The 25506-nt window shown below is 45.6% G+C and carries 20 protein-coding genes and 1 pseudogene; 12 read left to right on the forward strand and 9 right to left on the reverse strand.

The features are described 5' to 3' along the window. Positions 1–208 precede the first annotated feature (208 nt). The gene (locus CZ794_RS10525) at positions 209–2539 is read left to right on the forward strand and encodes a TonB-dependent receptor (RefSeq protein WP_087041537.1); all 2331 of its coding nucleotides are present in this window, start codon (positions 209–211) and stop codon (positions 2537–2539) included. A 92-nt stretch (positions 2540–2631) separates the two neighbouring features. Here CZ794_RS10525 and CZ794_RS10530 read toward each other — a convergent pair whose 3' ends face one another. The 6 genes from CZ794_RS10530 to CZ794_RS10555 form a co-directional block, all read right to left on the reverse strand. Further along, complete coding sequence (locus tag CZ794_RS10530) at positions 2632–4374, reverse strand: BCCT family transporter (protein ID WP_087041538.1); 1743 nt, start codon at positions 4372–4374, stop codon at positions 2632–2634. Positions 4375–4417: 43 nt separating this feature from the next. Continuing rightward, a complete protein-coding gene (locus CZ794_RS10535; RefSeq protein ID WP_087041539.1) occupies positions 4418–5905 on the reverse strand; it encodes an aldehyde dehydrogenase in 1488 nt (495 codons plus the stop codon). 64 nt (positions 5906–5969) lie between these two features. Beyond that, positions 5970–7007 carry an LLM class flavin-dependent oxidoreductase gene (locus CZ794_RS10540; RefSeq protein WP_087041540.1) on the reverse strand — a complete coding sequence of 346 codons (1038 nt, stop codon included), beginning with the start codon at positions 7005–7007 and terminating at the stop codon, positions 5970–5972. A 79-nt stretch (positions 7008–7086) separates the two neighbouring features. Next, positions 7087–7998, reverse strand: a complete 912-nt coding sequence (locus CZ794_RS10545; protein ID WP_087041541.1) for a flavin reductase family protein — start codon at positions 7996–7998, stop codon at positions 7087–7089. A 34-nt stretch (positions 7999–8032) separates the two neighbouring features. After that, complete coding sequence (locus CZ794_RS10550; RefSeq protein ID WP_087041542.1) at positions 8033–8872, reverse strand: alpha/beta fold hydrolase; 840 nt, start codon at positions 8870–8872, stop codon at positions 8033–8035. A 13-nt stretch (positions 8873–8885) separates the two neighbouring features. Further along, entirely contained in the window at positions 8886–9488 is a 603-nt protein-coding gene (locus CZ794_RS10555; RefSeq protein WP_087041682.1) for an amino acid synthesis family protein, read from the reverse strand. A gap of 199 nt (positions 9489–9687) precedes the next feature. Between CZ794_RS10555 and CZ794_RS10560 the strand changes: the two genes are divergently transcribed. The 3 genes from CZ794_RS10560 to CZ794_RS10570 are packed head-to-tail and all read left to right on the forward strand — an operon-like array spanning position 9688 to position 12215. Next, complete coding sequence (locus CZ794_RS10560) at positions 9688–10341, forward strand: GntR family transcriptional regulator (RefSeq protein ID WP_087041543.1); 654 nt, start codon at positions 9688–9690, stop codon at positions 10339–10341. Positions 10342–10357: 16 nt separating this feature from the next. Continuing rightward, positions 10358–10744, forward strand: a complete 387-nt coding sequence (locus CZ794_RS10565; RefSeq protein WP_087041544.1) for a carboxymuconolactone decarboxylase family protein — start codon at positions 10358–10360, stop codon at positions 10742–10744. A gap of 19 nt (positions 10745–10763) precedes the next feature. Next, positions 10764–12215 carry an NAD-dependent succinate-semialdehyde dehydrogenase gene (locus CZ794_RS10570; protein ID WP_087041545.1) on the forward strand — a complete coding sequence of 484 codons (1452 nt, stop codon included), beginning with the start codon at positions 10764–10766 and terminating at the stop codon, positions 12213–12215. A 128-nt stretch (positions 12216–12343) separates the two neighbouring features. Here the strand turns inward: CZ794_RS10570 and CZ794_RS10575 are convergent, their stop codons facing one another. Continuing rightward, the gene (locus tag CZ794_RS10575) at positions 12344–13261 is read right to left on the reverse strand and encodes a LysR family transcriptional regulator (RefSeq protein ID WP_087041546.1); all 918 of its coding nucleotides are present in this window, start codon (positions 13259–13261) and stop codon (positions 12344–12346) included. Between the two features lie 162 nt (positions 13262–13423). On the opposite strand from CZ794_RS10575, the gene CZ794_RS10580 reads away from it, so the two are divergent. The 8 genes and pseudogenes from CZ794_RS10580 to CZ794_RS10615 all read left to right on the forward strand — a co-directional run bounded on the left by CZ794_RS10580 (position 13424) and on the right by CZ794_RS10615 (position 22836). Further along, positions 13424–13864, forward strand: coding sequence for a DoxX family protein (locus CZ794_RS10580; RefSeq protein WP_087041547.1), 441 nt, complete (start codon positions 13424–13426; stop codon positions 13862–13864). A gap of 592 nt (positions 13865–14456) precedes the next feature. Next, a complete protein-coding gene (locus CZ794_RS10585; protein WP_087041548.1) occupies positions 14457–16793 on the forward strand; it encodes a FepA family TonB-dependent siderophore receptor in 2337 nt (778 codons plus the stop codon). A 190-nt stretch (positions 16794–16983) separates the two neighbouring features. Then, positions 16984–17220 (forward strand): annotated as a pseudogene (locus CZ794_RS10590) (NAD(P)-dependent alcohol dehydrogenase); the annotation flags it as partial. Between the two features lie 102 nt (positions 17221–17322). Next, positions 17323–17652 carry a hypothetical protein gene (locus CZ794_RS10595; protein WP_087041549.1) on the forward strand — a complete coding sequence of 110 codons (330 nt, stop codon included), beginning with the start codon at positions 17323–17325 and terminating at the stop codon, positions 17650–17652. 218 nt (positions 17653–17870) lie between these two features. Then, positions 17871–19427: an ABC transporter substrate-binding protein gene (locus tag CZ794_RS10600; RefSeq protein WP_087041550.1), complete on the forward strand. Its 1557-nt coding sequence runs from the start codon at positions 17871–17873 to the stop codon at positions 19425–19427. 102 nt (positions 19428–19529) lie between these two features. Next, positions 19530–20468 (forward strand): ABC transporter permease, encoded by a 939-nt coding sequence (locus tag CZ794_RS10605; RefSeq protein ID WP_218778317.1) that lies wholly within the window; start codon positions 19530–19532, stop codon positions 20466–20468. Positions 20469–20602: 134 nt separating this feature from the next. Then, on the forward strand, positions 20603–21406 hold the full coding sequence (locus CZ794_RS10610; RefSeq protein WP_143515720.1) for an ABC transporter permease: 804 nt from the start codon (positions 20603–20605) through the stop codon (positions 21404–21406). After that, the gene (locus tag CZ794_RS10615) at positions 21403–22836 is read left to right on the forward strand and encodes an ABC transporter ATP-binding protein (RefSeq protein ID WP_087041551.1); all 1434 of its coding nucleotides are present in this window, start codon (positions 21403–21405) and stop codon (positions 22834–22836) included. The genes CZ794_RS10610 and CZ794_RS10615 overlap by 4 nt, the downstream gene beginning before the upstream one ends. 227 nt (positions 22837–23063) lie before the next feature. Here CZ794_RS10615 and CZ794_RS10620 read toward each other — a convergent pair whose 3' ends face one another. Then, a complete protein-coding gene (locus tag CZ794_RS10620) occupies positions 23064–24401 on the reverse strand; it encodes a basic amino acid/polyamine antiporter (RefSeq protein ID WP_087041552.1) in 1338 nt (445 codons plus the stop codon). Between the two features lie 4 nt (positions 24402–24405). Next, on the reverse strand, positions 24406–25323 hold the full coding sequence (locus CZ794_RS10625; protein ID WP_256958954.1) for a homocysteine S-methyltransferase family protein: 918 nt from the start codon (positions 25321–25323) through the stop codon (positions 24406–24408). Positions 25324–25506: the final 183 nt, after the last annotated feature.

Raw genomic sequence — 25506 nt, forward strand, 5'->3', positions numbered from 1 at the left:
ATGTGTTCATACATGAGCGTATATCAATCATTTATCTGTCAAAGTCATGGCTCTGATAGAGAGCAGCCAAGCGATAGTTTGTAAACAAGTGTGGAAATGTAAATAATTATCATTTACAATGCGTCAGTCACAAACCTAGTACACTTTGTATTATAAGCCAAACATACTTTAACCTGTCTCCACTTATACAGATATAAGCGAACTAACCATGAAAAGTCATCATCAAGTTGCTCTCTCTCTTCTCACGCTATGTATCAGTCAGCAGTTATATGCACAAACGGATGTCAATGCTTCTACAACAGATGCCGTTGAAAACGCGGCTATCAGTGAAGTGCCAAGCACAACGTTGGATACTATTACGGTAACTGCGCGTGCTAAAACGGGCACAGCACTGGCACAAAAAATCAGTGAGATGCCAGCGGTCACGCAAGTGATTGGTGAAGAGGACATTCAAGCACAGGCGACAGGCAACCGTACCACAGGCGATATACTGGCTCAGCTGATTCCAAGTTTGGGTGCTAGTAGTGGCTCAACCAGTAATTATGGTACGACCATGCGTGGTCGTCCAGTACAGTATTTGCTTAATGGGGTGCCGTTATCAGGATCACGTAGCTTATCACGAGAGCTAAACAGCATTGATCCTTCTCAACTTGAGCGGGTAGAAGTGCTGTCTGGTGCGACGAGTATTTATGGGTCTGGCGCCGCAGGTGGTTTGATCAATCTAGTGACAAAATCCGCAGCAGGTGCTGGTTTTACAGGTCAGACTCGACTCGGTATCGACAGCAGTCGTGAATTTGAATCCGACTCTCTCGGTTATCATGTGGGGCAGAGCTTGGGTTATGGCGGCGAACGTGTCTATGGCCGCTTGGATGTGGATTACGAAAATAAGGGTGGCAAGTTCGATAGCCGTGGTGACCGAATCGGAACAGACGTCAATCAAACCGATCAACAAGATACCGAGTCATTAAGTGTCAATGCCAACTTAGGTATGGACATTGATGATAGCCAAAGCGTAAACCTTGCAGTGACCTATTACAACGATGAGCAAGATACTGATTATGGCCCAGATTACGGTAACAACTTAGGAGTATTATTACTCGGTACGCCGCCGTCTTTAAAAGCAATTGATGGCGCTCGGATAGAAGATCAGCCTTATACCACCAAAAAATCAGTGAACCTAAACTACAACAATGATGATGTTTTTGGTTCTAATTTAAGCGTTACAGGTTACTACCGCGATGAACAGGGACGTTTTTATCCTTCGGCTAAAGACGGCAGAAAACAAGCCCGTGAAGTATTGCTAGAAAACGGAATCGACATAGACAAAGCGAAAGAGCTGGCAGCTGATGCGAAATTCGTTATGCAATCAGAAGCCGATATCGAAGTGATGGGTTTACGTGCGGCGATGCAGACTGAGACTGAGCTTGCTGACAAGCCAATACTGTTGAGCTATGGCACGGATTTTGAGCGTGAGAACAGTGAACAAACTTACCATGGACAAGACTTCACCCAGTTCGAGGACAGTAATGGTCTGGTCTCAAAGGCAAATGGTATGAGCTATAATAGCGGGCCAGACACGACCATCGATAAAATTGGTGCCTTTGTCAACTCTGACATAGACATCACTGACAAATGGCATGCGAGTGCAGGCGTCCGTTATCAAAAGCTCAAATCAAAAACAGATACCTTTACCCCCTTTTATGAGCAGCTGTTAGAAGAATATTTTAATGGCTCTAGTACTGACTACCAAGCAGGTGACGTCGCAAAAGGTAAGACAGATCACGACAAAACCTTGTTTAATCTTGGTAGCAGTTATCAGCTGACACCGAACGATCAAATATTTGCCAATTTCTCTCAAGGTTTTACCACGGCTGATATACAGCGTGCGTTACGTGATGTACGCGCAGGGTTTGTGGTCAACTCAGACAACGTGCAGCCTATCGCAATCAATAATTACGATTTAGGCTGGCAAGGCAAGCGCGGTGACACCTCAGCAAGAGTAACGGGTTTTTATAATACTTCAGATAAAACCGTTCAGTTTACCAATGACTATACGGTAGAAGTGGTGGATACCGATGAGCGCGTCTATGGCGTCGAAGGTTCACTGACTCAAGATATCAGCGATAATTGGCAAGTGGGTGGCAGCGTGGCCTACACACGTGGCCAGTATAAGAAAGATGGCGATTGGTTGGAGTTAGACGCGGTACGTTTGACACCGCTCAAAGGTACGGCGTTTGCGCAATACAACTTTGATGAAGGCAGTAATATTCGTCTGCAAGCGCTGGCTATCGGCGGCGATGATAGAGCGTTCAAAGACCAACAAAAAGATCCCAAGGCGAGTGCGCAGCCAGTCACAGGATACATGACCTTGGATGTACTGGGTCAAGTAAAAATGCCAGTGGGCCGAGTCGGTTATGGCGTTTATAACGTCCTCAATAAAGACTATCAAACGGTTTATCATCAAACCACGTTTGGTGATCTCAATCGTCTGCCCGCAACAGGCACGACTTATGGCTTGAGTTATACGGTTGATTATTAAACTATCTAAAGTACAGATAATAAAAATAAACCCCACCATTTAAACATTTAAATGGTGGGGTTTTTACATTGCCGTTTATATCCATTAAAACATTAAAGCTTACGCTCTCTTGCTCGTGCAATGTCCAAAATCAACGCTTTTAATAGACTGATTGCCATCAAAATAATGATAAAGGAGAAGGGAATCGCCGCCACAATCATGGCTGAAGTAATCGCATTTAATCCGCCCGCCAATATCAACGCACCAATGACCGCAGTCAGTGCAATGCTCCAAACGATGATATGTTTTGGGCCGTTCTCGATATGGACTTCACCTGCCGCATTTAAGGTATTGACGACCAGTAATGCAGAGTCGGCTGACGTCACCAAATAGGTGAGTAGGAGCACAACCACCATCGACGATAAGACACCTGCCATCGCTGGATTTAGCATAAAACCAATAATCTCAAACAGCTGCGCGGTCAATCCTGAATCAAAAATCTTACCGTTTGCGATACCGCTTAACTCTAGATCAATGCCAGTACCACCAATGAAGGAGAACCAAACAAACAGGGTCAAACTTGGGGCAACAATACCAATCAAGCCAAACTCGCGAATGGTACGGTTTTTAGAAATACGTGCCAAGAACAGACCAACAAAGGGGGCAAACGCAATCCACCATGCCCAGTAAAAAATAGACCAGCTGGTTTGCCAAGCACCCAGCTCGGTATTAGGATCCCAAACTGTTACTGCCATTGCAGGCAGATGTATCACATAGCTAAAAATACCTTTACCCAGCATCTCTAACGCAAACATCGTTGCGCCAAAAATCAAGAAGAAAGCTAACAGTAAAAATGACAGCACCATGTTGATGTTACTGAGCCATTTAACACCGCGTCCAACACCTGATAGGGCTGAAATCATAGAAAGACACATGACCACAAGTAACGACATCAATAATGCGCCTGTCGTCGGTTCAGGATTGACTGCATCCGTGACCAGCCACGAAATACCAGTAATACTATACAATCCTGAGGCAAAAGAGCTGAGTCCAATACCGATGGTTTGCGCCACGCCAAAGATAGTCGCAATGACGGCAGCCACATCGATGATATTACCAAGTGGCCCTTCTAAGTGTTTGCCAAATAAAGGCGCAAGTGCCGAACGCATGGTGAGCGGCAAACCGCGTGTATAAGCAAAAAATGCCAAACAGATACCAACCAAACAATACGTCGCCCAAGCACTGATACCCCAGTGAAAAAACGCATAACGAAAGGCGGTGTCTAATGCTTCATCACTTTTGGGTATGACGAGATTATCAATAGGAGCCAATGCGTTAGCCGCGACCTGATCTTGATAAAAGGTAAAGACATCAGCGCCTTGCGGCAGTGCGATACCATTGCTGCTCATTGATGACAAAATGAGCTCTTTTGACATAATGATGTCAGGGTTATTCATCAAATGCCAAAGGGGTTCGGCGGCGCTATACGTTAAGACACCAATCCCAATCCCTGCACCAAATATCATCGAAAACCAAGAAAAATTCGAAAATTCTGGTTTGCCATTTGGGTCAGAGCCAAGCTTAATACGGCCAAATGACGGCCATAAAATAACCGTCAGACAGACCAAAATATAAAAGGCGATAGAATAGGTGTAGTAGCCGTTTAGATTGGCATACGACCAGTTCTTCATGGCATCGAGCATGGCACCAGAACGCTCGATGTCACTTAGAATCCAAATCACCACCAGCGTTACAAAAATCTTCGAGGTTACGGTGACAAAACGATTGAAACCTTTATAAAAACCTTTGTCATGGGTTTTTATCTTTAACTCTTCTAAAGGAGGACGGATAGCCATAGTTTTTTCCTTAAAACTTAATGTAGCTGACTACACCAGTTGGTTATCTCATGATAAAAGGATTAGCCATCGGCTCCGCCGAGATATTAATCCATGTGGTTTTTGTGCGTGTGTATTGCAGTACCGATTCGCTACCAGCCTCACGCCCGTAGCCTGATTGGTTATAACCACCAAACGGTGCAGTTGGAGAAATAGCACGGTACGTATTGATCCAGCAAACGCCTGCCTTAATTTGCTTAGAGACGCGATGGGCGCGAGCCAAATTCTGTGTGAATACGCCTGAACCCAAGCCGTATACACTGTTGTTTGCCATTGCAATCGCTTCATCTTCGGTATCAAACGCGACTAATGACATGACAGGGCCGAACATCTCAATGGTTTGCGTTTCGATGTCCGTATTCGGGCATTCGACGAGCGTTGGGCAAAAGTAGTTGCCATTTGCCAATTCCGCATCTTCAGGAGTCTGACCACCAAAGCGAATGGTTGCGCCTTGTGCGACTGATTTTGCTAATGTGTCTTTGATACGCTCAACCTGCGCTTTGGTGCATAAAGGGCCAACGTGCGTCTCAGGATTGAGTGGATTGCCAATCACGATGTTTTTGGCTTTTTCTTCTACGCGTTTGATGATTTCAGGCAAGATAGAGCGATGAACGAAGCCGCGAGAGCCTGCCACACAAGACTGTCCAGACGCGCCAAAGTTACCAGCGATCAAGCCGTTAGCAGCACTCTCCAAATCTGCATCTTCGAAGACAATGATAGGAGACTTGCCACCCAGCTCTAAGCTTGTGACCGCAAAGCTATTGGCAGAGTTTCTGACCACGTGACGCGCCGCTTCAGGCCCACCTGTAAAGGCAATCTTATCGACATCAGGATGACTGGTCAGAGGAATGGCGCAGTTTTCGGCATCCCCTGTGATGACAGAGACCACCCCTTTTGGGAAGCCTGCTTGCTCAATCAATTCAGCAAACGCAAACATCGGACAAGGCGCGACTTCTGACGCTTTTAAAATAATGGTACAGCCCGCCGCTAACGCTGGGCCAAGTTTGGTCGATGTTAAGAACATCTGGGCATTCCACGGTACGACCGCAGCGACCACACCGATGGGTTCACGAGTGGTGAAGACATGCATGTCAGGCTTATCAATCGGTAACGTCGCGCCTTCAACTTTATCAGCAAGACCCGCGTAATAACGATAATAGTCGCTGACATAGCGGGTTTGAGCGACCGTTTCGTGAGCCAGTTTTCCACTGTCTGTCGTCTCAATCTCACCAAGTCTCTCAGCGTTTTCTTCGATCAGTTCAGCCAAGCGGTACAATAACTTGCCACGCTGAGTGGCGGTCATTTTTGCCCATTCAGGATTGTTAAGGGCTGCTTTTGCACCGCTGACAGCACGCTCAACATCGTCAGGGCTGGCACAGGCAAACGTTGCCCATGCTTCGCCAGTCGCAGGATTATAGCTGTCCAAGTGTTGGTTGTTACTGCCTTCGCACCACTCACCGTTGATATAGAGCTGGTAATGAGGTTTGGTCATGGTGATTCTCCAAATTTTTTAGGTTGTCTGTTTAGCCCGCACTAGAGTAAGAGACTCAAAATATTTATGCAAACGCAGGCATGACATTATCAATAAAACGGCGTAACGAATCGCGTTTTTGCTCATACGTCATACTAGAGTCAATCCAAAATGCAAATTCGTCATAACCCAATTCTTCATAGACTTTGAGCTTTTCAATGACTTGCTCAGGCGTTCCTATTGGCATGTTTTCTAACATTTTTTCAGGCGCATACATATCGATTGCTGCCATTTCTTCTTCGCTCAATGGCTCAAGCAAGCCTTGACGAATGGGGCGCTCGTTTTTGAACCACGCGCCAAAGTAGCAGTAAAAACGACTGATGGATTTTGCTGCTGTCGCCACATCATCGGCATCACTACCCACATAAGCGTGCTGTAGTAGCATGATTTTTGGGTTCTTACCTGCACCATGTTCAGCTTTGGCATTTTTAAACGCCGTCATGAGGTTTTGAATTTCTGTCATGCCTTGCCACAGTGGGGTGACTTGCACGTTGCAACCGTTTTCTACTGCAAAGTTATGGCTATGAGGGTCACGAGCTGCAATCCACATAGGCACGCCGCCACTTTGTACCGGTTTTGGTGCTGAGGTGGTCGATGGGAATTGGGTGAATTTGCCATCGTGGGCATAGTCGCCTTTCCATAGTTTTTGGACGGCAGGGACAAGCTCTCGCATGCGTCCGCCCGCTTCCATGGCATCCATACCCGGCATTAAGCGCTCGTACTCAAAATTATAAGCACCGCGCGCGATACCCAAATCCAATCGGCCGCCTGTGATGATGTCGGTCATGGCAGCTTCGCCAGCCAATTTGATCGGATGCCAAAAGGGTGCAATCACTGTACCCGTGCCTAAGCGCACGTTTTTGGTGTGATGGGATAGATCAATCAAATTTAAGAATGGGTTGGGGGCGATGGTAAAATCCATACCATGGTGTTCGCCTGTCCAGATAGCGTGCATACCGCCTTGGTCGGCCATTTTTGCCAGCTCAATAAAATCACGATGGAGCTGTTCATAAGATTGTGATTCGTCGAGGCGTTCCATGTGTAGGAATAGTGAGAATTTCATAAGGCATATCCTTTGCTATTTGTTTTTACTGACTGTATTTACAGGTCATGTTTGTTTAAGTGTCGTTTAGCTATAAAGTTTAATGGACGCGGCCCTTTTCTTCTTGGCCAACATAGACGCCATAAAGACCGTTTTCGCTCTCTGCGGCGTAGCGAGCCATCATCGAATTCATGGCTGAGGTCGCAAAATCTTGTTTTTCAATATCATCGATTGCCACGTATTCACCAAGCCCTTGGGTCTCTGCTGAGTTTGCAATGGCGCGGTAAAAGATATAGTTGGTATTGGTTTTGGTGTTTTCATAGATTGAAAACACAGCGCCTAATTGCGCATCTATACCGTTATCTGTCAAAAACTGTTTGATGGTGCTGACTGCGTTGGTATTGTCATCGGTTGTCGTATTAGGTAAGACAGCTTTGCCTTCGCTTTTGTTGATAATCACTTTACCGTTATGCTCGATAATAACGCCAACACAGACGTGTTTTTCTTGGGTGCTGATGTCTGCCGCTTCGCGCTCTAAGGCCAAACTAAAATAACCGCCTGACGCATAACCCAAACCATGGCCTTCACGATTAGAGAAATTCAGTACTTCTCCGACTAGAAGATTGTGGTCACCTGCATCAAGGTTGCGTTCGGTTTTACAAGAAAAATGTGTGAGCGCACCATCAATGACAGGGTTGCCTTGCTCATCCTTGTGCCACTCAATCTGACTAAAACGGTCTTCTTTAGAGCTGGCAAAAATGTTCGATACAGCCTGCTGATCTTCACTTAGAATGTTGACAACAAAGCTGTCACAGTTGGCAAATACCTCAAAGGTAGATAAAGATTTTGCTGGGCAAACCAGCAGCAATGGCGGATCAAGCGATACCGAGGTGAAGGAGTTGGCTGTAAAACCGACAGGCGTACCATCTTTACTCACCGCTGTTATCACAGTCACCCCAGTCATATAACTGCCAAAGGCGTTGCGTAGCATTTTAGGATCAAGTTGTTTCATGAGAACCTCTTTTTCAAATTAAGCATATTTTAGATTACACATTGGCCGTATGGTGCGCGTCGCACTGGGCAAAAAACCTTTCCAAGGCGCTATTAACGGCATTGGCGTGTGTCATTTGTGTCATATGGCGCGCTTCTGGCACGATAACAGCATTGGCATTCGGCAGGATTTCAGCCATCGTAAGCGACATCTTAGCGCTTGAGTTGATGTCCATCTCACCTGTCAACAATAATGCAGGAACGCTAATGGTTTTGAGTTCTGCTGCTGGAATACCCCGCAGATGTGCGAACATCTGATAAGCTTGCGCGTACCCCAAACGGTTACCATTATTTAGCCATGAGCGGCACAGCTCCGCTTCATTGTCATATTGCGGATTACCATCGAACCATCTGGCAATCGGCTTATCAGTCACATTTTGATCAAGATCGTTGAGTAGTGATTCTGCGCGAGTTTGTACATCTTGCGCCGCATTATCAGGACGATTATAGATGGCATTGAACGCGGCAACGCCTCTGACCATTTTTGGGTAACTGACCGCCGTTTGTAGGGCAGTCATTGCACCAAGCGAGTGTCCAACGACAATGGCACGCTCTCCAACCACATTTTGGATAAAAGTGTTTAGAGCCGCCGCAAAGTCTTCTAACATAAGCGTGGGCTTGGGCAATAAATCACTTTCCCCATGTCCTGGCATATCGATCACATAACAACGATAACGGTCGTCAAAGGCTGATACCTGCTGATACCAGCTTTCTGCTCGCAAGCCCACGCCATGAACAAAAACGACGGGAGTGGTTTTGTCATTTTCATGCTGATTGTCTTGATTACCATTAGAGTAATAAGCAATGCCGTCAGAGATTTTGCGTGACCATTTCATCAGTAACTGCTCCTTAAACGGCGGCTGGGTTATTCAAATCGTGACCGAGATCTTTTAGGTCTTGGTAACGATCACCAATGCGATGATGAGGACGACCACCAGTGGCACCGCCTAACACAATCACTACTTCATCGTCGCGAGGCGCATCAGGAATAGCAAATTGAATCGTCAAATAATGCGAGCGGCGCCCAGCGTCATCTTTGTCCATCAATGGAACCATGATAGGGGTGTTGGCAGTGCCACGTGTATTGGTAAAGGCCAAATACGTATTGGCAGACAAGGCTTCACGATAAAAATTGCCAAAATGTAAGGTATGAATCAGACCTGAGGCATGTTCGATTTCGCCATTTAGACCCACTACAGCGGCTTTACCATAAGCTTCAATTTGGTCAGCCCCACCTGCTAAAGCGATGATTTTGTCCGTCAGCAGTTTACCTAGTACAGGGGCGAACGCTTTGATTTCAGGTTGCAAGTCTTCAGCATAACGACCAGCCCATGGATTGGTCACAACAGCTGCAACCGCAAACATGCGTAGAGGTGTATCGGCTGACTTATAGCCTTCAACCAAAGTCTCTTCTTCAAAAGTGACGATTTTTCTGATTTCTGGTTTTTGCATGATGGCTTCCCTTTTAAATAATCTTGAGTAATAAATGGTTTCTAACAATATTGGTATACCATAATACGGTATTAAATAAATTACTAGCTTTTTTTGAAAAAAAATATTATGGTATACCATGATACGATGTACAAGCTTACTGCTTTTTTGTGCCATACTCGCTATACTTCTTTTTTACATCTAAGAGAGCAGAGACCTTATGTTAGAAAAAGTAGAAAAACCAAAGACCCTAAAAGACACAGCGCTCGAGCAATTGCGCTTGGCTATCATGATTGGACAGCTTGCACCAGGTCAGCGATTGGTGGAGCGTACGATCTGTGAGCAGTTGGGTGTCAGTCGTACCGTGGTACGAGAGTGTATAAGGCATCTAGAAAGCGAGCATTTGGTGACTTTTTCTGCAGGCGGTTCTTCAGTGGCTGTGCTTGAGAGCGATGAGATTCGTCAAATCTACCATTTGCGAGCCATGCTCGAGAGTGAAGCGGTTCGGCACTGCGCTGAGCAAGCCAGCCCTGAGTTAGTGGAATTATTGCAAGAAGGGTTGATTCAAATCCGAGACAATTTGCATGCAGGAGATGTGGTCGAAGCACTGGCGCATTCTTATGCCTTTTACGAGCGTCTCTTTGTGACGGCTGGCATGACGGTTGCGTGGGAGTTGACAGAGCGCTTGAATGGTCGTATCGGTCGTTTGCGTTTTATGACCTTATCGACCAAAGAGCGTTCGGTAAAAGGCCCAAACAATCTACAAGACATCGTCAACAATATTGCCAAAGGTGATAGTAAAGCTGCTGTTAAAGCTTGCCGCAAACATATCGATGAAGCCTGCCGTATGGGTTTGCATCTCAACCAACAATAAATAATAGGGAATAATCATGGATAAAACACGATTTGAGCTTGGTCTCACCAAGCGTAAAGCCGTCTTAGGCGCTGAATATGTAGACAAAAACCTACAGGCCGCCGACGATTTCAACCGTCCGTTTCAAGAAGCGATGACAGAATGGTGCTGGGGTTTTGGTTGGGGTGATGAGGCCATCGATGCCAAAACCCGTTCTCTGATGAATCTAACCATGATTGCGGCACTCGGCAAAATGCATGAGTGGGAGCTACATCTAAATGGTGCCATCACCAACGGCTGTTCGGTGGAAGAAATTCGTGCCGCGATTCATGCCATCGCAATCTATTGCGGCGTACCCCAAGGCGTAGAATGCTTTCGCATTGCCCGTCAAGTATTAACCACACGCGGATTATTAGAAGCCTAAAAACCTGCTGGAGAGAGAAATGCAATTAAAAAACGATGCGTTGTTTAGACAACAAGCCTTTATCAATGGCGTGTGGTGTGATGCTGACGATAAGCAAACCCATGAAGTACTGGATCCAGCGACAGGAGAGGTCATTGGTACGGTACCAATGATGGGCGGTGATGAAACTCGTCGCGCCATTGAGGCTGCGGACACGGCGCAATTAACATGGGCAAAAAAAACGGGTAAAGAGCGCAGTATTGTTTTGCGTCGTTGGCACACGCTGATTGCCGAAAACATCGAAGATTTGGCGCTACTCATGACGCATGAGCAAGGCAAGCCAATCGCTGAAGCTAAGGGTGAGATTCAAAGCGGACTCGATTATCTAGAATGGTTTGCTGAAGAAGCGAAACGGGTTTATGGTGATGTGATTCCTGGCCACATGGCAGATAAGCGTTTGATCGTCATCAAACAACCTGTTGGGGTTACCGCCGCTATCACTCCGTGGAATTTTCCACACTCAATGATTAGTCGTAAAGCAGGGCCTGCCTTAGCAGCCGGTTGTCCAATGATTGTCAAACCTGCGATGGAGACACCATACTCAGCATTGGCAATGGCGTATTTGGCACAGCAAGCGGGTATTCCTGACGGTATTTATAGCGTGGTGACAGGGGATCCGATTGCGATTGGGGAGGAGATGACCACAAACCCGATGGTCAAAAAAATCAGTTTCACCGGTTCAACGCGCGTGGGTAAAATCCTGATGAAACAGTGTGCTGATACGGTCAAAAAGATGTCAATGGAGCTGGGTGGCAATGCACCTTTCATCGTTTTTGATGATGCTGACATAGACGCTGCCGTCACTGGCGCGATGATGAGCAAGTATCGCAACAGTGGTCAGACATGCGTGTGCGCCAACCGCTTATTTGTGCAAGCGGGCGTGTATGAAGCGTTTTCACAAAAACTGGCAGAACAAGTACGCGCCATAAAAGTCGGTAACGGCTTAGAGTCAGGGGTGACACAAGGCCCGCTAATTTCGAAAGCTGCGGCTGATAATACCGAGGCGTTGGTTAAAGATGCCAAAGACAAAGGCGCGACGGTACTGTGCGGTGGTCAACGAGTCGATGCGGATAAAAACTTCTTTAATCCAACCATTTTGACCGACGTCAACAATGACATGCGGATTGCTAATGAAGAAATTTTTGGCCCTATCGCGCCCATTTTTAAATTTGACACAGACGAAGAAGCAATTGCCTTAGCCAATCGTACTGAGTATGGCTTGGCAGGTTATTTTTATAGCCGAGATATTGGCCGTGTATGGCGTATCGCTGAAGCGCTTGAAGTCGGTATGGTCGGCGTCAATACAGGTATGCTGACCACGGAGTTGGCACCGTTTGGCGGGGTTAAAGAATCTGGTCTGGGGCGTGAAGGATCAAAATACGGTATCGAAGAATACGTTGAAACCAAATATATTTGTTTAGATATCAGCTGAGATAAATGACGAATATCATAACGTGCGGCTGAAATAAATTTTGTGATTGCTGTGCTTTCATCGACAGCTACCTAACATGTATTTTAGCCGCGCTGTGTTTATTTTATAGTGAATTAAAAACACGCTTATTATTTTGCGGGTATCGGCTCATCCCAGTAAGGCGGTGAACCGTAATACCCTTCAATAAAATCAATGAAGCATCGGATTTTATGCGGCAGTAGTTTTCTGTGCGCATACACCGCATACAAGCCTAACGTTTCGGGCTCATATTCAGGCAGCACTATCACCAGCTTACCGTCTACAATGGCTTCGCTGGCAATAAAAGTGGGTTGCAGCGCCAATCCCGCACCTGCTATCGCTGCATTGACCAGCAAATCTCCATTATTACTGCTCAGCCCGCCATCTCGCTGACTGCTCTCTATACTCAGTCCTTGATAAATCTCTTCTTTACTGCTTCTTTCCATATAGCTGTAATGTAGATAACGATGATTTTTTAAATCTTCAGGGTCGCGAGGGATACCATGCTTGTTGAGATAGTCAGGCGAGGCACATAAGATGACTCGAATAGGCGCTACCAGCTTAGCAATCAATGAAGAGCTTTTGAGCTGTCCAATACGAAGCGCCACATCAAACCCTTCTTCCACAATATCTACCTTACGATCTGTTAATTGTAAATCGACATTGACTGAAGGGTAGAGGGTCTGAAAATCCGTGATCAATTGCGCCATATGTTTTAATGCAAATGACACGGGCGCGCTGATTCTTAACGTTCCTTTAGGCTTTTGTTGAAACCCGCCCAGTTTGGACTCCATGTCATCGATACTTAACAGTATTTGCTGAGCATGCTGAAAATAGTGCGTGCCAGCTTCTGTTAGACTGACTTTGCGCGTGGTGCGGTTGAGTAATCGTATCTCAAGACGTTCTTCTAGCTTTGACACATACTTGCTCACTAACTGCGGCGACAGTTGCATCGCGGTTGCAGCATTGCTAAAACTGCCTTCAGTGACGACTGACACAAAGGCGCGCATGGCATCGATTCTGTCCATTACTGATGATTTCCTTGAAATGACTACGAATATTATTATCAACATTTTGTTGTTAGTTATTTGCTATTAGTTATCTTACTCTTTTACTTTGTTGATAGTAAAGTGTATTGCCTTATCGAGACGAACATAAGTCTCCACATACATTTTATAGAGTAACCATCAATGACAAATTCAACCTTAAAAAAAATCTTCCTATCAAAAGCTGGGATAGCCGCGCTAATACTGCGTGTGCCAGTTGGTCTTATTTTGGCCGCGCATGGTGCGCAAAAGTTATTTGGCTGGTTTGGCGGTAATGGTTTGGCAGGCACTGCTGGCTGGATGAGTAGTATCGGGATTGAGCCAGGTTATCTGATGGCCATATTGGCTGGTAGCGCTGAATTTTTTGGTGGTTTGGCATTGGTGTTAGGATTATTGACCCGACCAGCCGCAGTGGTTGCCGCCTTTACCATGATAGTCGCTATTTTTTCGGTACATATTAGTAATGGTTTATTTGCAAGCAATAATGGCTATGAGTATGCGCTAACCTTATTGGTTGTATTGGTTTCTTTGGCGATACAAGGCGGCGGCCACCTAAGTCTTGACAATCAGTTGGCAAAAAAATAAACCACTTGTGGACGTTATAGCCAATTACTCAAAATCAGTCTAATGTGTCCAATCAGCCTTTACACACGTCTGTGCAAACTCCTCTTGCGCCGCGTGTGTTTAGGGAATGATGTTATCTAAAAAAATCACTTTTGTAATTTTATCCCTCACCAATATACTTATCCCTCTGCTCAATCAATCTGCTTCGTTCAAAAATAATAATTTTAGATGTCTTCTAACAATATGATATTTATATTAAAATTTTTTACTCTAATTCGTAAACAATAATAATTATCATTATTGTTTGTATTATCCTTACAATGTTGCTAAAGTGTGCATTCTTTATTGCTGAACAGTTAACTGTTGTTTGGTTTGTCTGTTTTAAAATGTGGCCTGTATCAATATGCTGACCATTTAGTGTCTATCAGTTGCAGTCAAAGAATGCCAGTTTTTCTTTTTGATCAAAATTCCATTGTGTTTGCTCAAAACATAAACACACTTTAGCCTCACATTATTCATTTTTACATCGTGTATGTGTGCTATTACTGAGCTTTCTTTGATGGATGACGCTAAAAGGTATTGATAAAAACAAGTACTTTCAGGATTGTTATTTATGCCGATGTTATCAACACCTTCTTATAAAAAACCTGTTCATACAAAAAAATTATCCCGTTTTGGGACTGGTCAAGCGCTGTTGAGTGTCGCTATTGCCTCTATTCTTAGTACGACGGCATTTGCCGCTGAAAGCAATCAGCTTACGGCACAAGAAGCGACTGAGCAGCAAGAGATGCCAAGCACTCAGCTTGATACCATTGTTGTCTTAGCGGCTAGAGATGAGTTGGTGCAAGCACCAGGTCTATCTATCATTAGTGAAGAAGCCATCGAAAAAGCATCGATTTCTAATGACATCTCAGAAATCGTGCGTAAAATGCCAGGCGTAAATTTGTCAGGTTCGTCTACGTCGGGCCAGCGCGGCAATCAGCGCCAAATCGATTTGCGCGGTATGGGCCCAAATAACACACTTATTTTGATCGATGGTCGACCAGTCACTTCTCGTAATGCCGTGCGTCCTGGTCGCGGCAGTGAGCAGGACACCCGCGGTGACTCACAATGGGTACCGCCAAGCGCCATTGAACGTATTGAAGTTTTGCGTGGACCTGCAGCAGCTCGCTATGGTTCTGGTAGTATGGGCGGCGTGGTCAATATCATAACCAAAGCACCGACCAAAAAAGAGTTTTCAGTATCAGGTCATTATGAGCTGCCAGAGAGTAATTTTGAAGGCGACGATTGGCGGACTAACATCAATATGGCAGGCCCGCTAACAGATAAGCTGTCCTTCCGTACCACACTTGGCTATCATGAGAGTGAAGGAGACGATCCTTATATTAATGCAAAAGATGCAGTCATTGTTGATGGGCGTGGTGGTCCAGAAGCTTCTGTTGCGGCAGGTCGTGAAGGGGTCGAAAATATAGATGCGCGCCAGCTGTTTGAATACGCGATGGATGCGATGAATACCGTTGGCGTTGAGATTAATTATAGTAATCAAAGCAATCGCTGGGCGGGTGATTCGCAGTTTCAAACCGTCAATGATGATTTGGTCAATGCCTTAGCGGGTCAAGAAACCAACAAAATGGAGCGTTATGGCGCGGCATTCACTCACCGCGGTGAATATGACAATAGCAGTAGCAATAGTTACTTAGAATATACGCGTACTGTCAATGAGCGCCTCAACGAAGGCAGCGCAGGTCGTAATGAAGGTCAAATTTCAGTTCCTGGTGAAGGAGAAGAGTACACTTGGACAGAAGCGACTTATGACACGCTAAATGCAAAATCAGAGTGGGATATCTACTTTGACCGTCATACGTTGACGGCGGGTGCAGAATTCCGTGGTGAAAAACTGGATAATCCAGTGGTTGCCAACTTAGCATTTGATGACGGGTTTGAGTTCGGTGATACAGAGACCGATCCTTCTAAGCGGGATCCAAAGACAGACTCGTATCTTATCGGTGCTTATTTAGAAGACAATTATCAACTCAATCCTGATTGGTATATCACGCCTGGTATCCGTTTTGACTATCATGATCAGGCTGGTAGCAACTGGTCACCCAGTATTAACACCACTTGGAACTTTAGCCCGAACTGGTCGGTAAAAGCAGGTGTCAGTCGCGCATTTAAAGCGCCTTCACTTTATCAGCTTGATCCGAACTATATCTACTATACTGGTGGTAATGGCTGTCCATCTAATGTACCGCTCGATCAACGAGGCTGCTATGTCTTGGGTAACCCTGATTTGGATCACGAAACCTCTTGGAACAAAGAGTTGACCTTTACTTATAAAGACAATGATGGGCTCAATGCAGGCTTAACTTACTATCATAACGATTATGACAATCGGATCGGTGCAGGTGTCGATCGTGTAGGTGTGATAGGGGTCGTGGCAGATGGCATTGCTACCAGTCGTTCTGTATTCCAGTGGGAAAACCAAGGCGATGCGGTTATCGAAGGTCTTGAAGGATTTGTCAAAGTACCTGTCACAGATACCGTCACATGGTCAACCAACTTAACGGGCAACATTCGCTCAGAGCGTAAAGATACGGGCGAGCCGCTATCGTTAATTCCTAAATTCACAGCGAACACAAGTGTCGATTGGGACATTACCCCGCGCTGGAATACAGATTTTGGCGTCAGCTACTACGGAACCATCGAGGCACCTAATATCTCTGTGACAACTGGCGATGAGCTTGGTACTGCAAAACTTGACCGTGAACCTTATGCACTTGCTAATGTGAGCACGCGCTATAATCTAACGGACGCTATCACCGTCGGCGCTGGTGTCAAAAACATATTTGATAAACAAGTCAAACGAGAAGGTACGACGACCAATGCTGGTGCGCGTACGTTCAATGAACCCGGTCGTTATTATATCTTTGATGTCAGCGTTGATTTTTAATACTGATTCACTTTGATAAATAGGTTTTTTGCGAAAATGAAAGGTTTGAGTATATGCTTAGACCTTTTTTTATGATGTCTTTTAAGGGGGAATTAACGCTACATAGCTACTGTCGCCTGATTGTATCAAAAACGATACAGCGCTGATCCTATCTTGACAGTGAGAATGGCGCTCACGTATATTTTAGGATGCCAACTTCGATGTCAATGACTTGCTGCTTGGCGGTAAATCTATCCAAGGTATTGTCGAGGGCGACTCAACCACTAAAGTCTTTATTCCGCAGCTGGTTGAGCTGTATCTACAAGGACGTTTCGCCTTTGACAAATTGGTCAGGTACTATGATTTTAAAGACATCAATCAAGCCGCAAAAGACAGCGAAAAAAGGATCACCTTGAAGCCAATTATTCGTATCGCGGATCATGCTTAAGGCTGTTTATTTATAAACATAGGAGCGTGTATGGTGTCGAATATATCATTGTCATCGCTCCCTTTATCGATGATACTATGCTCTAATTTTAGACAGAATAAGATGCGCAATTGTGGTGTTATCTTGGGCTTTATGGTCTTATTTTTGGCTGCATGTTCTATCAATCCACAAGAAAAAGGCACTATTGTCCTCAATAACAAAAGCGATTATCTGTTATCTGATATTAAGATCAAATATACCAATAGTAAGCGTGTGGACTTGCTCGGCGATTTGCCTGCGCATACGCCCTATACGTATAAAATTCACTATACAGATTCTGAGGATTCTATCACCGTGTATTATATGGATCACGAGCAACGCAAAAAATCGCTAACGGCCGTCGGTTATGCTGCTAAATATGATCGGCAGCGTTATGTGCTGCACATTAGCTAATTAATACCCATTTAAACTACTGTTACCTAGTCCAATATTTAAAAGACTTCTATCACATGATAGCGGTCTTTTTTTTGGGTATTCAAAACAGAGGAGCCTGATTGCTATGCTTCTTTCTGAAATAAATAAGAACACTTTTCACCATAACTGTTTACCTTCCGACACTTTCGTTATAGTATAACGTTTTTTTTGAAATGTTATACTATAACGGAAGATATATGAGAAAAATTGCTTTAGTTTCTGTGTTAATCGCGCTAGCAGGGCTGGCTTGGTACGTCATCGCGGGCTCAAAAGCAGCCGATGGTCAATCAACCACCACTACGCAAAAGGAGGATCAACAAAACCTTATCGTAGTCACTCCTTGGGAGCTGACCTCTCTTGATCCGAGTAAGTCAGGGTTTATTTTTCAGCGTTTGCAACTTGCCGAAACGCTTGTTGACGCGGCTCAAAACGCTGATCTACAGCCCATGCTTGCCAAAAGCTGGTCTGCCAATGACAAAGGCGATGTTTGGACGTTTGTACTGCGTGATGGTGTCAAATTCCATGATGGATCACCATTGGCTGCTGAGGACGTGGTAAAAAGTCTGGAGGTCGCATTAACCAAGCCGACGGCTCTAAAGTCTGCCTTTATTTCACAGATTAAAGCGATTGATAGCCAAACGGTTGAGATTAGATTAGAAAAACCATTAATGTCCTTGCCTGCTTACTTGGCGCATTCAACCAGTATTATTTTGGCAAAATCCTCGTTTGATACTAACAATGAAGTCAAAGCCTTGATTGGTACTGGCCCTTATTACGTCACCAAATTTGAACCACCACAAAAAATTGAACAAAAAGCCTTTGCAGACTACTGGGGCGAAAAAGCTAAAATCAAAGATGTCACGTATCTGGCAAACAGTCGGAGTGAGACTCGCACGTTACTGGCGCAAAGCAAACCCAATTACCTCATTTTTACCTTAGATTCAGCGAGCCTGACACGCTTGCAGCAAGACCCAAATTTGCAAGTCAAATCAAAGTCGCTGGCTCGTACTATTCAATTAAAAGTCAATGCCAAAAACCCTTTATTCAGTGATGCCAAAGTGCGTCAAGCGCTCAGTGATGCCATCGATAGACGCGGTATTGCTCAGTCTGTCATGCGTACAGACAATGCAGTGGCTGAGCAAATACTGCCGCCTATTTTTAAAGACTGGCAAATCGATACGCCTACCCAAAGCGCCGATCCTCAAGCAATCAAACAGCGCCTACTAGACTTAGGGTTTACGGCAGATGCAAGCGGCATGCTACAAAAAGACGGCAAGCCATTCACATTCACTTTACGCACCTTTTCTGACCGTCCAGAACTACCAATCATTGCAACGGCGCTACAAGCCCAGTGGAAAAAAATAGGGGTAGATGTAGACGTATCTGTAGGTAATTTTTCAGAGATTCCAGCGGGTCATCAAGATGGCACGCTAGAGATGGCGCTGTATGCCCGTAACTATGGCATGACGCCTGACCCAGTGGGGTCACTCATAGAAGACTTTGATCCAAACGGCAGCGATTGGGGTGTCATGAATTGGCAAAATGCGGCATTGAGCAAGGATTTATTAACGCTTGAGACGACCAAAGGCAACGATATAGCGACCAAAAAGCGCGTCTCAAAAATTATTTTTGATGAGCGACCTATCGTGCCGGTGGTGTACTACCAACAAAATGCCGCCGCTCATAAATCATTAAAGGGTTTAGAAATCGATGGTTTAGAACGCAATTTTTATTTAAACAAATTGTCTTGGTAATTGGGCTATGTCTTCATTTTTATCACCATTTTTGAAATGAAGACATGCGCTAGCTGTTGCCGTAACTCGCTTTATACATTTGAAAAATAGTGATTAATAACTATGTTTAAGTATTTTTCCCATCGTTTATTACAACTGGTCTTTGTCATATGGTCGGTTGGGACATTGACGTTTATTTTGACCCGAAGTTTACCTGGTGATATGGCGTACCGTATCGCTGCCAGTCGTTATGGTTATGATCAAACCGATGCCGCTGCGGCCGCCATTGTGCGCTCAGAGCTTGGTTTGGATCAAGCATGGTGGCACAGCTATATGGAGTGGCTAGTCGATTTGGCGCAGCTCAAACTGGGTCATTCATTGGTAAGTGGTGAGTCTGTCTGGAGTGAGATCGCGCATCAATTCGGGCACACACTAGCACTGGCACTTGTGGCATTGGCCTTATCACTTATCATCGGCCCGCCTTTAGGGTTACTGGCGGCGCAAAGACCGAGTGGGATATTTGACCGTTTAACCTTGGTGGTTAGTACCGTATTGCGCTCTGTGCCCGTTTTTATTATTGGTATTGCTCTAATCACACTACTGGCCGTACAGGTCAAGTGGTTGCCCGCGGCAGGATATGGCACGCCGCAACATTACATTTTGCCTGCGTTGACCTTGGCGATTGGGCTAGCGGCGGTCTCTATCCGCGTCAGCCGCCACGCCATGGTACAAGTGCAGACGTCTGAATATTATCATTTTGCTCATTTAAAGGGGCTTGGTAAATGGACGGCGTTTTGTCGTCATGGTCTGCGCAATGTGGCCATTCCGATTTTGGCATACCATTCAGTGCAGCTGGTGTATCTGGTTGAAGGGGTGGTGATTGTGGAGAGCTTGTTTGCATGGCCGGGGAGTGGTCATGCGCTGGTGCACGCGATTGTCGCTCGTGATGTGCCGATGATACAGGGCACCGCACTTATCATGGGCGGTATGTTTGTCGTACTAAATATGATGGTGGACTTATTGAGTAGCCTGATTGATCCCCGTATTGATTTATCACGCTAACGGTCATCAAAAAAGCAGCGATCACACATAAATCCACCAGTGTCAGCGCATTGATAAATGGGTACAGCGTCAAGCTCGCTTGCCTCATACTCATTTTCAAAGGCTTTGACTGTAATACTAGGAAGACTAACTTCATGAATGTTTTTAAATCATTTGGCAAACCACAACCCTCCCAGAGTTTTGGGGGTATTTTATTACTCTTACTGTTAGTGTTTGCCTTTTTGCAGCCTATTTATTATCCAATGGATGCCAATGTCCAAGATTTAAACGGTATGTTACAACCCTCGAGTCTCAGTCACTGGTTTGGTACCGATCATTTTGGACGAGACATGCTGGCACGGGTGGCCTCCGCCATTCGCTTGTCATTTTCGCTTATTGTGCTGTCAGTGAGTTTTGCCTTATTTTTTGGGCTATTGCTGGGTGTGCTCAGCGGCTATTTTGGCGGCTGGATTGACTTTGTTTGCAGGTTTCTGTGCGACATCGTGATGGCGCTACCAGGGCTGCTGTTCGTCTTGTTGTTTGCGGCTATCGCGCCAAACAGTTTTTGGTCACTATATCTTGGTATCTCATTAGTGTTATGGGTAGAGTTTTTTCGTATGGTACGCGCCATGACGCAAACCATTGCCAGTAGCCGAGAAATTGAATCCTCACGGTTGATGGGTATGGATTTTTTCTATTGCTTTAAGCGCCATTTTTTACCAAAAATTTTGCCTGTCATCGCAACCCTAAGCGCCTTTGCTGCGGGCAATGCGGTATTAGCACTGGCGACCTTGGGCTTCATTAACGTGGGCTTGCGACCACCAACGGCTGAGCTTGGGCTGATGATGACTGAGTTGTTTCCTTACTATTATCAAGCGCCATTTATTTTTCTACAGCCGATTATCGCGGTGTTTGTTTTAGTACTAAGCTTACAGTTAATGTCAGGGAAAACAAAATGATAGACCAGCAAACAGCAAAAAAAGTATTGGTGCAAACCAACAATGTAGCAGTGTTTACCAAGTCAGGACAGAACTTGGTCGAGCCTATCAGTTTGACATTGTATGAAGGACAAAACGTCACTATCTTGGGCGAAACGGGATCAGGCAAGAGCTTACTTGCGCAAGCCATCATGGGTGCTTTGCCTGAGGAATTGGTCGCTCAAGGTGACATACTGATCGAAAACCAAGCACTAGACAATGCGCAATTGCGTCAATATTGGGGCAGGCGTATGGCGATGCTACCGCAAGAGCCGAGCCGTTCTCTTAATCCAACCATGACCATGCTCGACCAAGTGTGGGAGAGTTTGTTTTTCGTCGCCAAAAAAGACACCAACACCAGTAAGCAATTGGCAAAAGAAAAAATCGAGCACTTGGGACTGGCTAAATCCGCTGATTATTATCCGCATGAGTTGTCAGGCGGCATGGCACAGCGCGCCTCATTTGCGATTGCCACCTCGGGCGGCGCGTATATTGTCATCGCGGATGAGCCTACCAAGGGCTTGGACGACGCCAACAAGCAAGCAGTCATCGCGCTGTTGAAGAACGTCGCCGAAAATGGCGGTACGCTTTTAACGATTACGCATGATATCGATGTGGCAAGATCACTGAGTGGTGGTGCCAATGATCGCATGATGGTCATGAAAAAAGGCAAACTGTTAGAACAGGGCAATGGCGAGCAGGTACTCAATCATCCCGCGTCAAACTATGCCAAGCAGCTGATCGCAGCGGCACCGCACAACTGGCAAAGTCAAGATAGGACGGTCATTCAAGATAGCCCCTTGCTCACTGTGCAAGACTTAAGTCTGGCTCGTGGTAAGCGAGTTTTGTTTAAAGGCTTGAGTTTTAGCTTACAAAAAGCCGAAGTGCTGGGCGTGATTGGTGGCAGTGGTATTGGTAAAAGCTCGTTAGGTGATACGTTATGTGGTTTGCTAAAACCTGCCAGTGGCACCATTACGTGGCAGGAAAAACCCAATAGCCATCAAGTGCTAAAGTTATATCAAGACCCTCCAGCTGCCTTTGCCTCGCATGCCAGCTTACAAACATTGCTCAACGATGTCATTAAAAAGCACCGTTTAGATGCCAGTCGCGTACCTGTCTTGTTAGAGCAGTTAAAACTTGATAAACAGGTTCTTGAACGTAACGCGCTCAATGTCTCAGGTGGGGAGTTGCAACGGGTGGCAATTTTGCGTGCATTGCTCTTTAATCCTGTCTTGCTGTTTGCTGATGAGGTCACCTCCAGACTCGATCCCATCACCCAAAAAGAAACGCTGGATCTGCTAGTAGCGCAGTGCAAAGCGCAAAACTGCACACTAATCATGGTCAGCCACGATCATCACATCATGAGACATTACTGCCATCAGGTGATTGATTTGGAGTCATTGGCGGTATAGCAAATATCAAAGTGGCTGATAAAGCGGAACCTACTTACTTATGATAGTTAATCTTAAATAAAAAAGGTACGGCCATCATAAGGCGCAGCAAGCAAGAAATATGACGCTGACAGCCCTGCATGTATTTTATATTGAATTGACTATAAGAAAAGTCCAAAAAACACGCGTTTTTTGGACTTACTTTTTATGTAGGATAGTGACGTGCTAGTATAAATTTTCTTTGGGGTTTAGCTCAAAGAGTTGAGTTTACGCTGGCGAGATTGATAGCGGCTATAATAATAAATTGCCAAACCCGGTATGTATAGCAGCAGAGACAATAGGAGATTTTCAACGCCTGCTGCATAAATCAGCCAGACACCATAAACACTTGCTCCAAGACCGATGGCTTTGATACTCCAGCGCTCTGATTGAGCAAAGGAAACTTTGACCAAATACGCTCCTACCAAAAAATAAGGGATCAGGATCATCGAGGTGGAGATAATCACCAAGGTGTTATACCCTTCGCCCGTCCAAAAAATCATCAATAAGCAAAATTGAACCGTCAAACTGGTGAGCATCAGTGAGGCAGTCGGTGTGCCTTGCTCATTTTGCTTAGTAAAGATACGCGGAAATGCATTGTACTTGGCCGCCGTAAACGGCACTTCAGCCGAGTAGAGAATCCAGCTCAAATAAGACGCCAGTACCGAGACAATCAGGCCAATACTAATGACCCATTTACCCACATTGCCAGTCATTTGCGCCATGATTCCTGCCATTGAAGGATTGCTCAAAGCAGCGACATCCATGCGGCTCATGACCCCAAGCGACAGCAAAGTGATTGCAATATACAATACCAAAGCAAAAATCACGCCTATATAGGTGGCGCGACCGATATCAGAGCGCTTCTTTGCGCGCTGCGATAAGACAATGGCACCTTCGATACCTGTAAACACCCAAAGCGTGATCAGCATCGTCCCTTTAACCTGCTCCATAAAAGGCACATTCAAAGTCTCGCCTGCGCGGTCAGCCACGAAGGTTTGCATATCAAAAGCATAGTAAGCAAACACAATAAACGCAATGAGTGGCAAACTTTTGGCTAAGGTCGCCAGCAGATTGATAAAAGCCGCTTGTTTGACACCGCGTAGTACCAAATAATGCACCAGCCATAAAATAGCAGATTCACCTATGAGCGCCCATAAGGTATTGCCTTCACCGAACACAAGGCTGTCGGGCGTATCTATAAAGCTACCCAATGCAGCAAACGCCACCACCAGATAACCCACCACGCCAATGGTGGCGCACAGCCAATAGCCCCATGCCGAAAAGAAGCCTGCCAAGTCGCCAAATCCTGTTTTGGCATAGGTATAAATACCGCCGTCCAGCTCAGGCTTGAGACGAGATAAATGCAAAAAGCAGCCAGCGAGGAACAAAATACCCACACCTGTGATGAGCCATGCAGTGATGATCGCATCCACACCAGCGACTTCTGCCATGTTTTGCGGCAAGCTAAAAATGCCAGCACCGACCATCGAGCTAAACACGATGGCAGTGAGCATGGTTAACCCAATTTTTTGTCCGTTTTGCATCGTGCTATCTCTGTGTTGTGGTAGTGCCTGTGAAGTGCTGGCTCAGCTCCTGAATATGCTCAGGGCCAATACCGCAGCAGCCACCAATCAATGAGGCGCCTTGCGTTTGCCATTTTTGCGCCCATGTCAGATACGCTGGCGGTGTTAGATCTTCACGCACTTCATCAAGGCCATCATTGGCAGTGGCGTCTTTTGGTTGCGGCGGGAAGGCGTTTGCATAAGCACCAAGCTTGATCTGCGTGGCACCTTTATCTTGCAAAACACTTTGCGCCACATCAAGGGCTTGGTCGATCACTTCTGGCTGACAGCAGTTAAACAAGATTGCTTCTACCTTGAGATTGGCTAGAGTGGCGATGGCTTCTTCTACCGTTTCGCCTGAGCGCAAGCGCGGTACATCAAGATGCTCGCTGTCCTCCAACGTGAATGATACCCAAAGTGGCTTGTTGTCAGTATCTAGCGTGTCTAACAGTTCACGAACAGCAACAGACTCTGCGATCAGGCTTTGAGTCTCCGCCAGCCAAAAATCCACATGAGGCGCTAAGCCTTTGATAAGTGGGGTGGCAATATCTTCTACGTGTTCCGCATCAAACAAGTCGGCACGGTATGAGCCAAATAATGGCGGGATAGAGCCAGCTACCTTGGTGCTTGTACCTTCAAGCTCGACTGCTGCACGCGCCATCTCGCCTGCTGAGGCAGCCAAATCTTGTGCCTGATTGGCAAAGCGTTCATCGCCAATATGAAACGGTACGAGCGCGTAGCTATTGGTAGTGATGACTCCAGCGCCGCTTTGGATAAAGGCACGGTGCACATCGCGGACGATCTCAGGTGCTTCGATCATCGCAAGCGCCGACCATTCAGGCTGACGAAATGGTGCACCGCGCTTTGCCAACTCTCGTCCCATACCGCCGTCTAGAATTGTGATTGTATTGGTTGACATAATAAGTCCTTCTTTGTTGTAAATAGACACCTCTACCATCGCTCTTTTTTGGATAGTAGAATTATTTCAGGGTCGAAATACTAGGCGTAATAAAGAAGATATGCAACCAAAAGTTTGGCAACATTAAAAACTTATCACTTTTACTGTCTCTTTCTGATTTTTAATGAG

The sequence above is a fragment of the Psychrobacter sp. JB385 genome (genome assembly GCF_900163785.1).
Classification (GTDB): Bacteria; Pseudomonadota; Gammaproteobacteria; order Pseudomonadales; family Moraxellaceae; genus Psychrobacter.

What these genes read in the sequence shown, in the direction of transcription:
- CZ794_RS10555 (WP_087041682.1), bottom strand. Translation starts at nt 9,488, where the DNA reads ATGCAAAAACCAGAAATCAGAAAAATCGTCACTTTTGAAGAAGAGACT.
- CZ794_RS10565 (WP_087041544.1), top strand. Translation starts at nt 10,358, where the DNA reads ATGGATAAAACACGATTTGAGCTTGGTCTCACCAAGCGTAAAGCCGTC.
- CZ794_RS10570 (WP_087041545.1), top strand. Translation starts at nt 10,764, where the DNA reads ATGCAATTAAAAAACGATGCGTTGTTTAGACAACAAGCCTTTATCAAT.
- CZ794_RS10585 (WP_087041548.1), top strand. Translation starts at nt 14,457, where the DNA reads ATGCCGATGTTATCAACACCTTCTTATAAAAAACCTGTTCATACAAAA.
- CZ794_RS10560 (WP_087041543.1), top strand. Translation starts at nt 9,688, where the DNA reads ATGTTAGAAAAAGTAGAAAAACCAAAGACCCTAAAAGACACAGCGCTC.
- CZ794_RS10605 (WP_218778317.1), top strand. Translation starts at nt 19,530, where the DNA reads ATGTTTAAGTATTTTTCCCATCGTTTATTACAACTGGTCTTTGTCATA.
- CZ794_RS10600 (WP_087041550.1), top strand. Translation starts at nt 17,871, where the DNA reads ATGAGAAAAATTGCTTTAGTTTCTGTGTTAATCGCGCTAGCAGGGCTG.
- CZ794_RS10525 (WP_087041537.1), top strand. Translation starts at nt 209, where the DNA reads ATGAAAAGTCATCATCAAGTTGCTCTCTCTCTTCTCACGCTATGTATC.
- CZ794_RS10610 (WP_143515720.1), top strand. Translation starts at nt 20,603, where the DNA reads ATGAATGTTTTTAAATCATTTGGCAAACCACAACCCTCCCAGAGTTTT.
- CZ794_RS10615 (WP_087041551.1), top strand. Translation starts at nt 21,403, where the DNA reads ATGATAGACCAGCAAACAGCAAAAAAAGTATTGGTGCAAACCAACAAT.
- CZ794_RS10535 (WP_087041539.1), bottom strand. Translation starts at nt 5,905, where the DNA reads ATGACCAAACCTCATTACCAGCTCTATATCAACGGTGAGTGGTGCGAA.
- CZ794_RS10530 (WP_087041538.1), bottom strand. Translation starts at nt 4,374, where the DNA reads ATGGCTATCCGTCCTCCTTTAGAAGAGTTAAAGATAAAAACCCATGAC.
- CZ794_RS10595 (WP_087041549.1), top strand. Translation starts at nt 17,323, where the DNA reads ATGCGCAATTGTGGTGTTATCTTGGGCTTTATGGTCTTATTTTTGGCT.
- CZ794_RS10550 (WP_087041542.1), bottom strand. Translation starts at nt 8,872, where the DNA reads ATGAAATGGTCACGCAAAATCTCTGACGGCATTGCTTATTACTCTAAT.
- CZ794_RS10540 (WP_087041540.1), bottom strand. Translation starts at nt 7,007, where the DNA reads ATGAAATTCTCACTATTCCTACACATGGAACGCCTCGACGAATCACAA.
- CZ794_RS10620 (WP_087041552.1), bottom strand. Translation starts at nt 24,401, where the DNA reads ATGCAAAACGGACAAAAAATTGGGTTAACCATGCTCACTGCCATCGTG.
- CZ794_RS10575 (WP_087041546.1), bottom strand. Translation starts at nt 13,261, where the DNA reads ATGGACAGAATCGATGCCATGCGCGCCTTTGTGTCAGTCGTCACTGAA.
- CZ794_RS10580 (WP_087041547.1), top strand. Translation starts at nt 13,424, where the DNA reads ATGACAAATTCAACCTTAAAAAAAATCTTCCTATCAAAAGCTGGGATA.
- CZ794_RS10545 (WP_087041541.1), bottom strand. Translation starts at nt 7,998, where the DNA reads ATGAAACAACTTGATCCTAAAATGCTACGCAACGCCTTTGGCAGTTAT.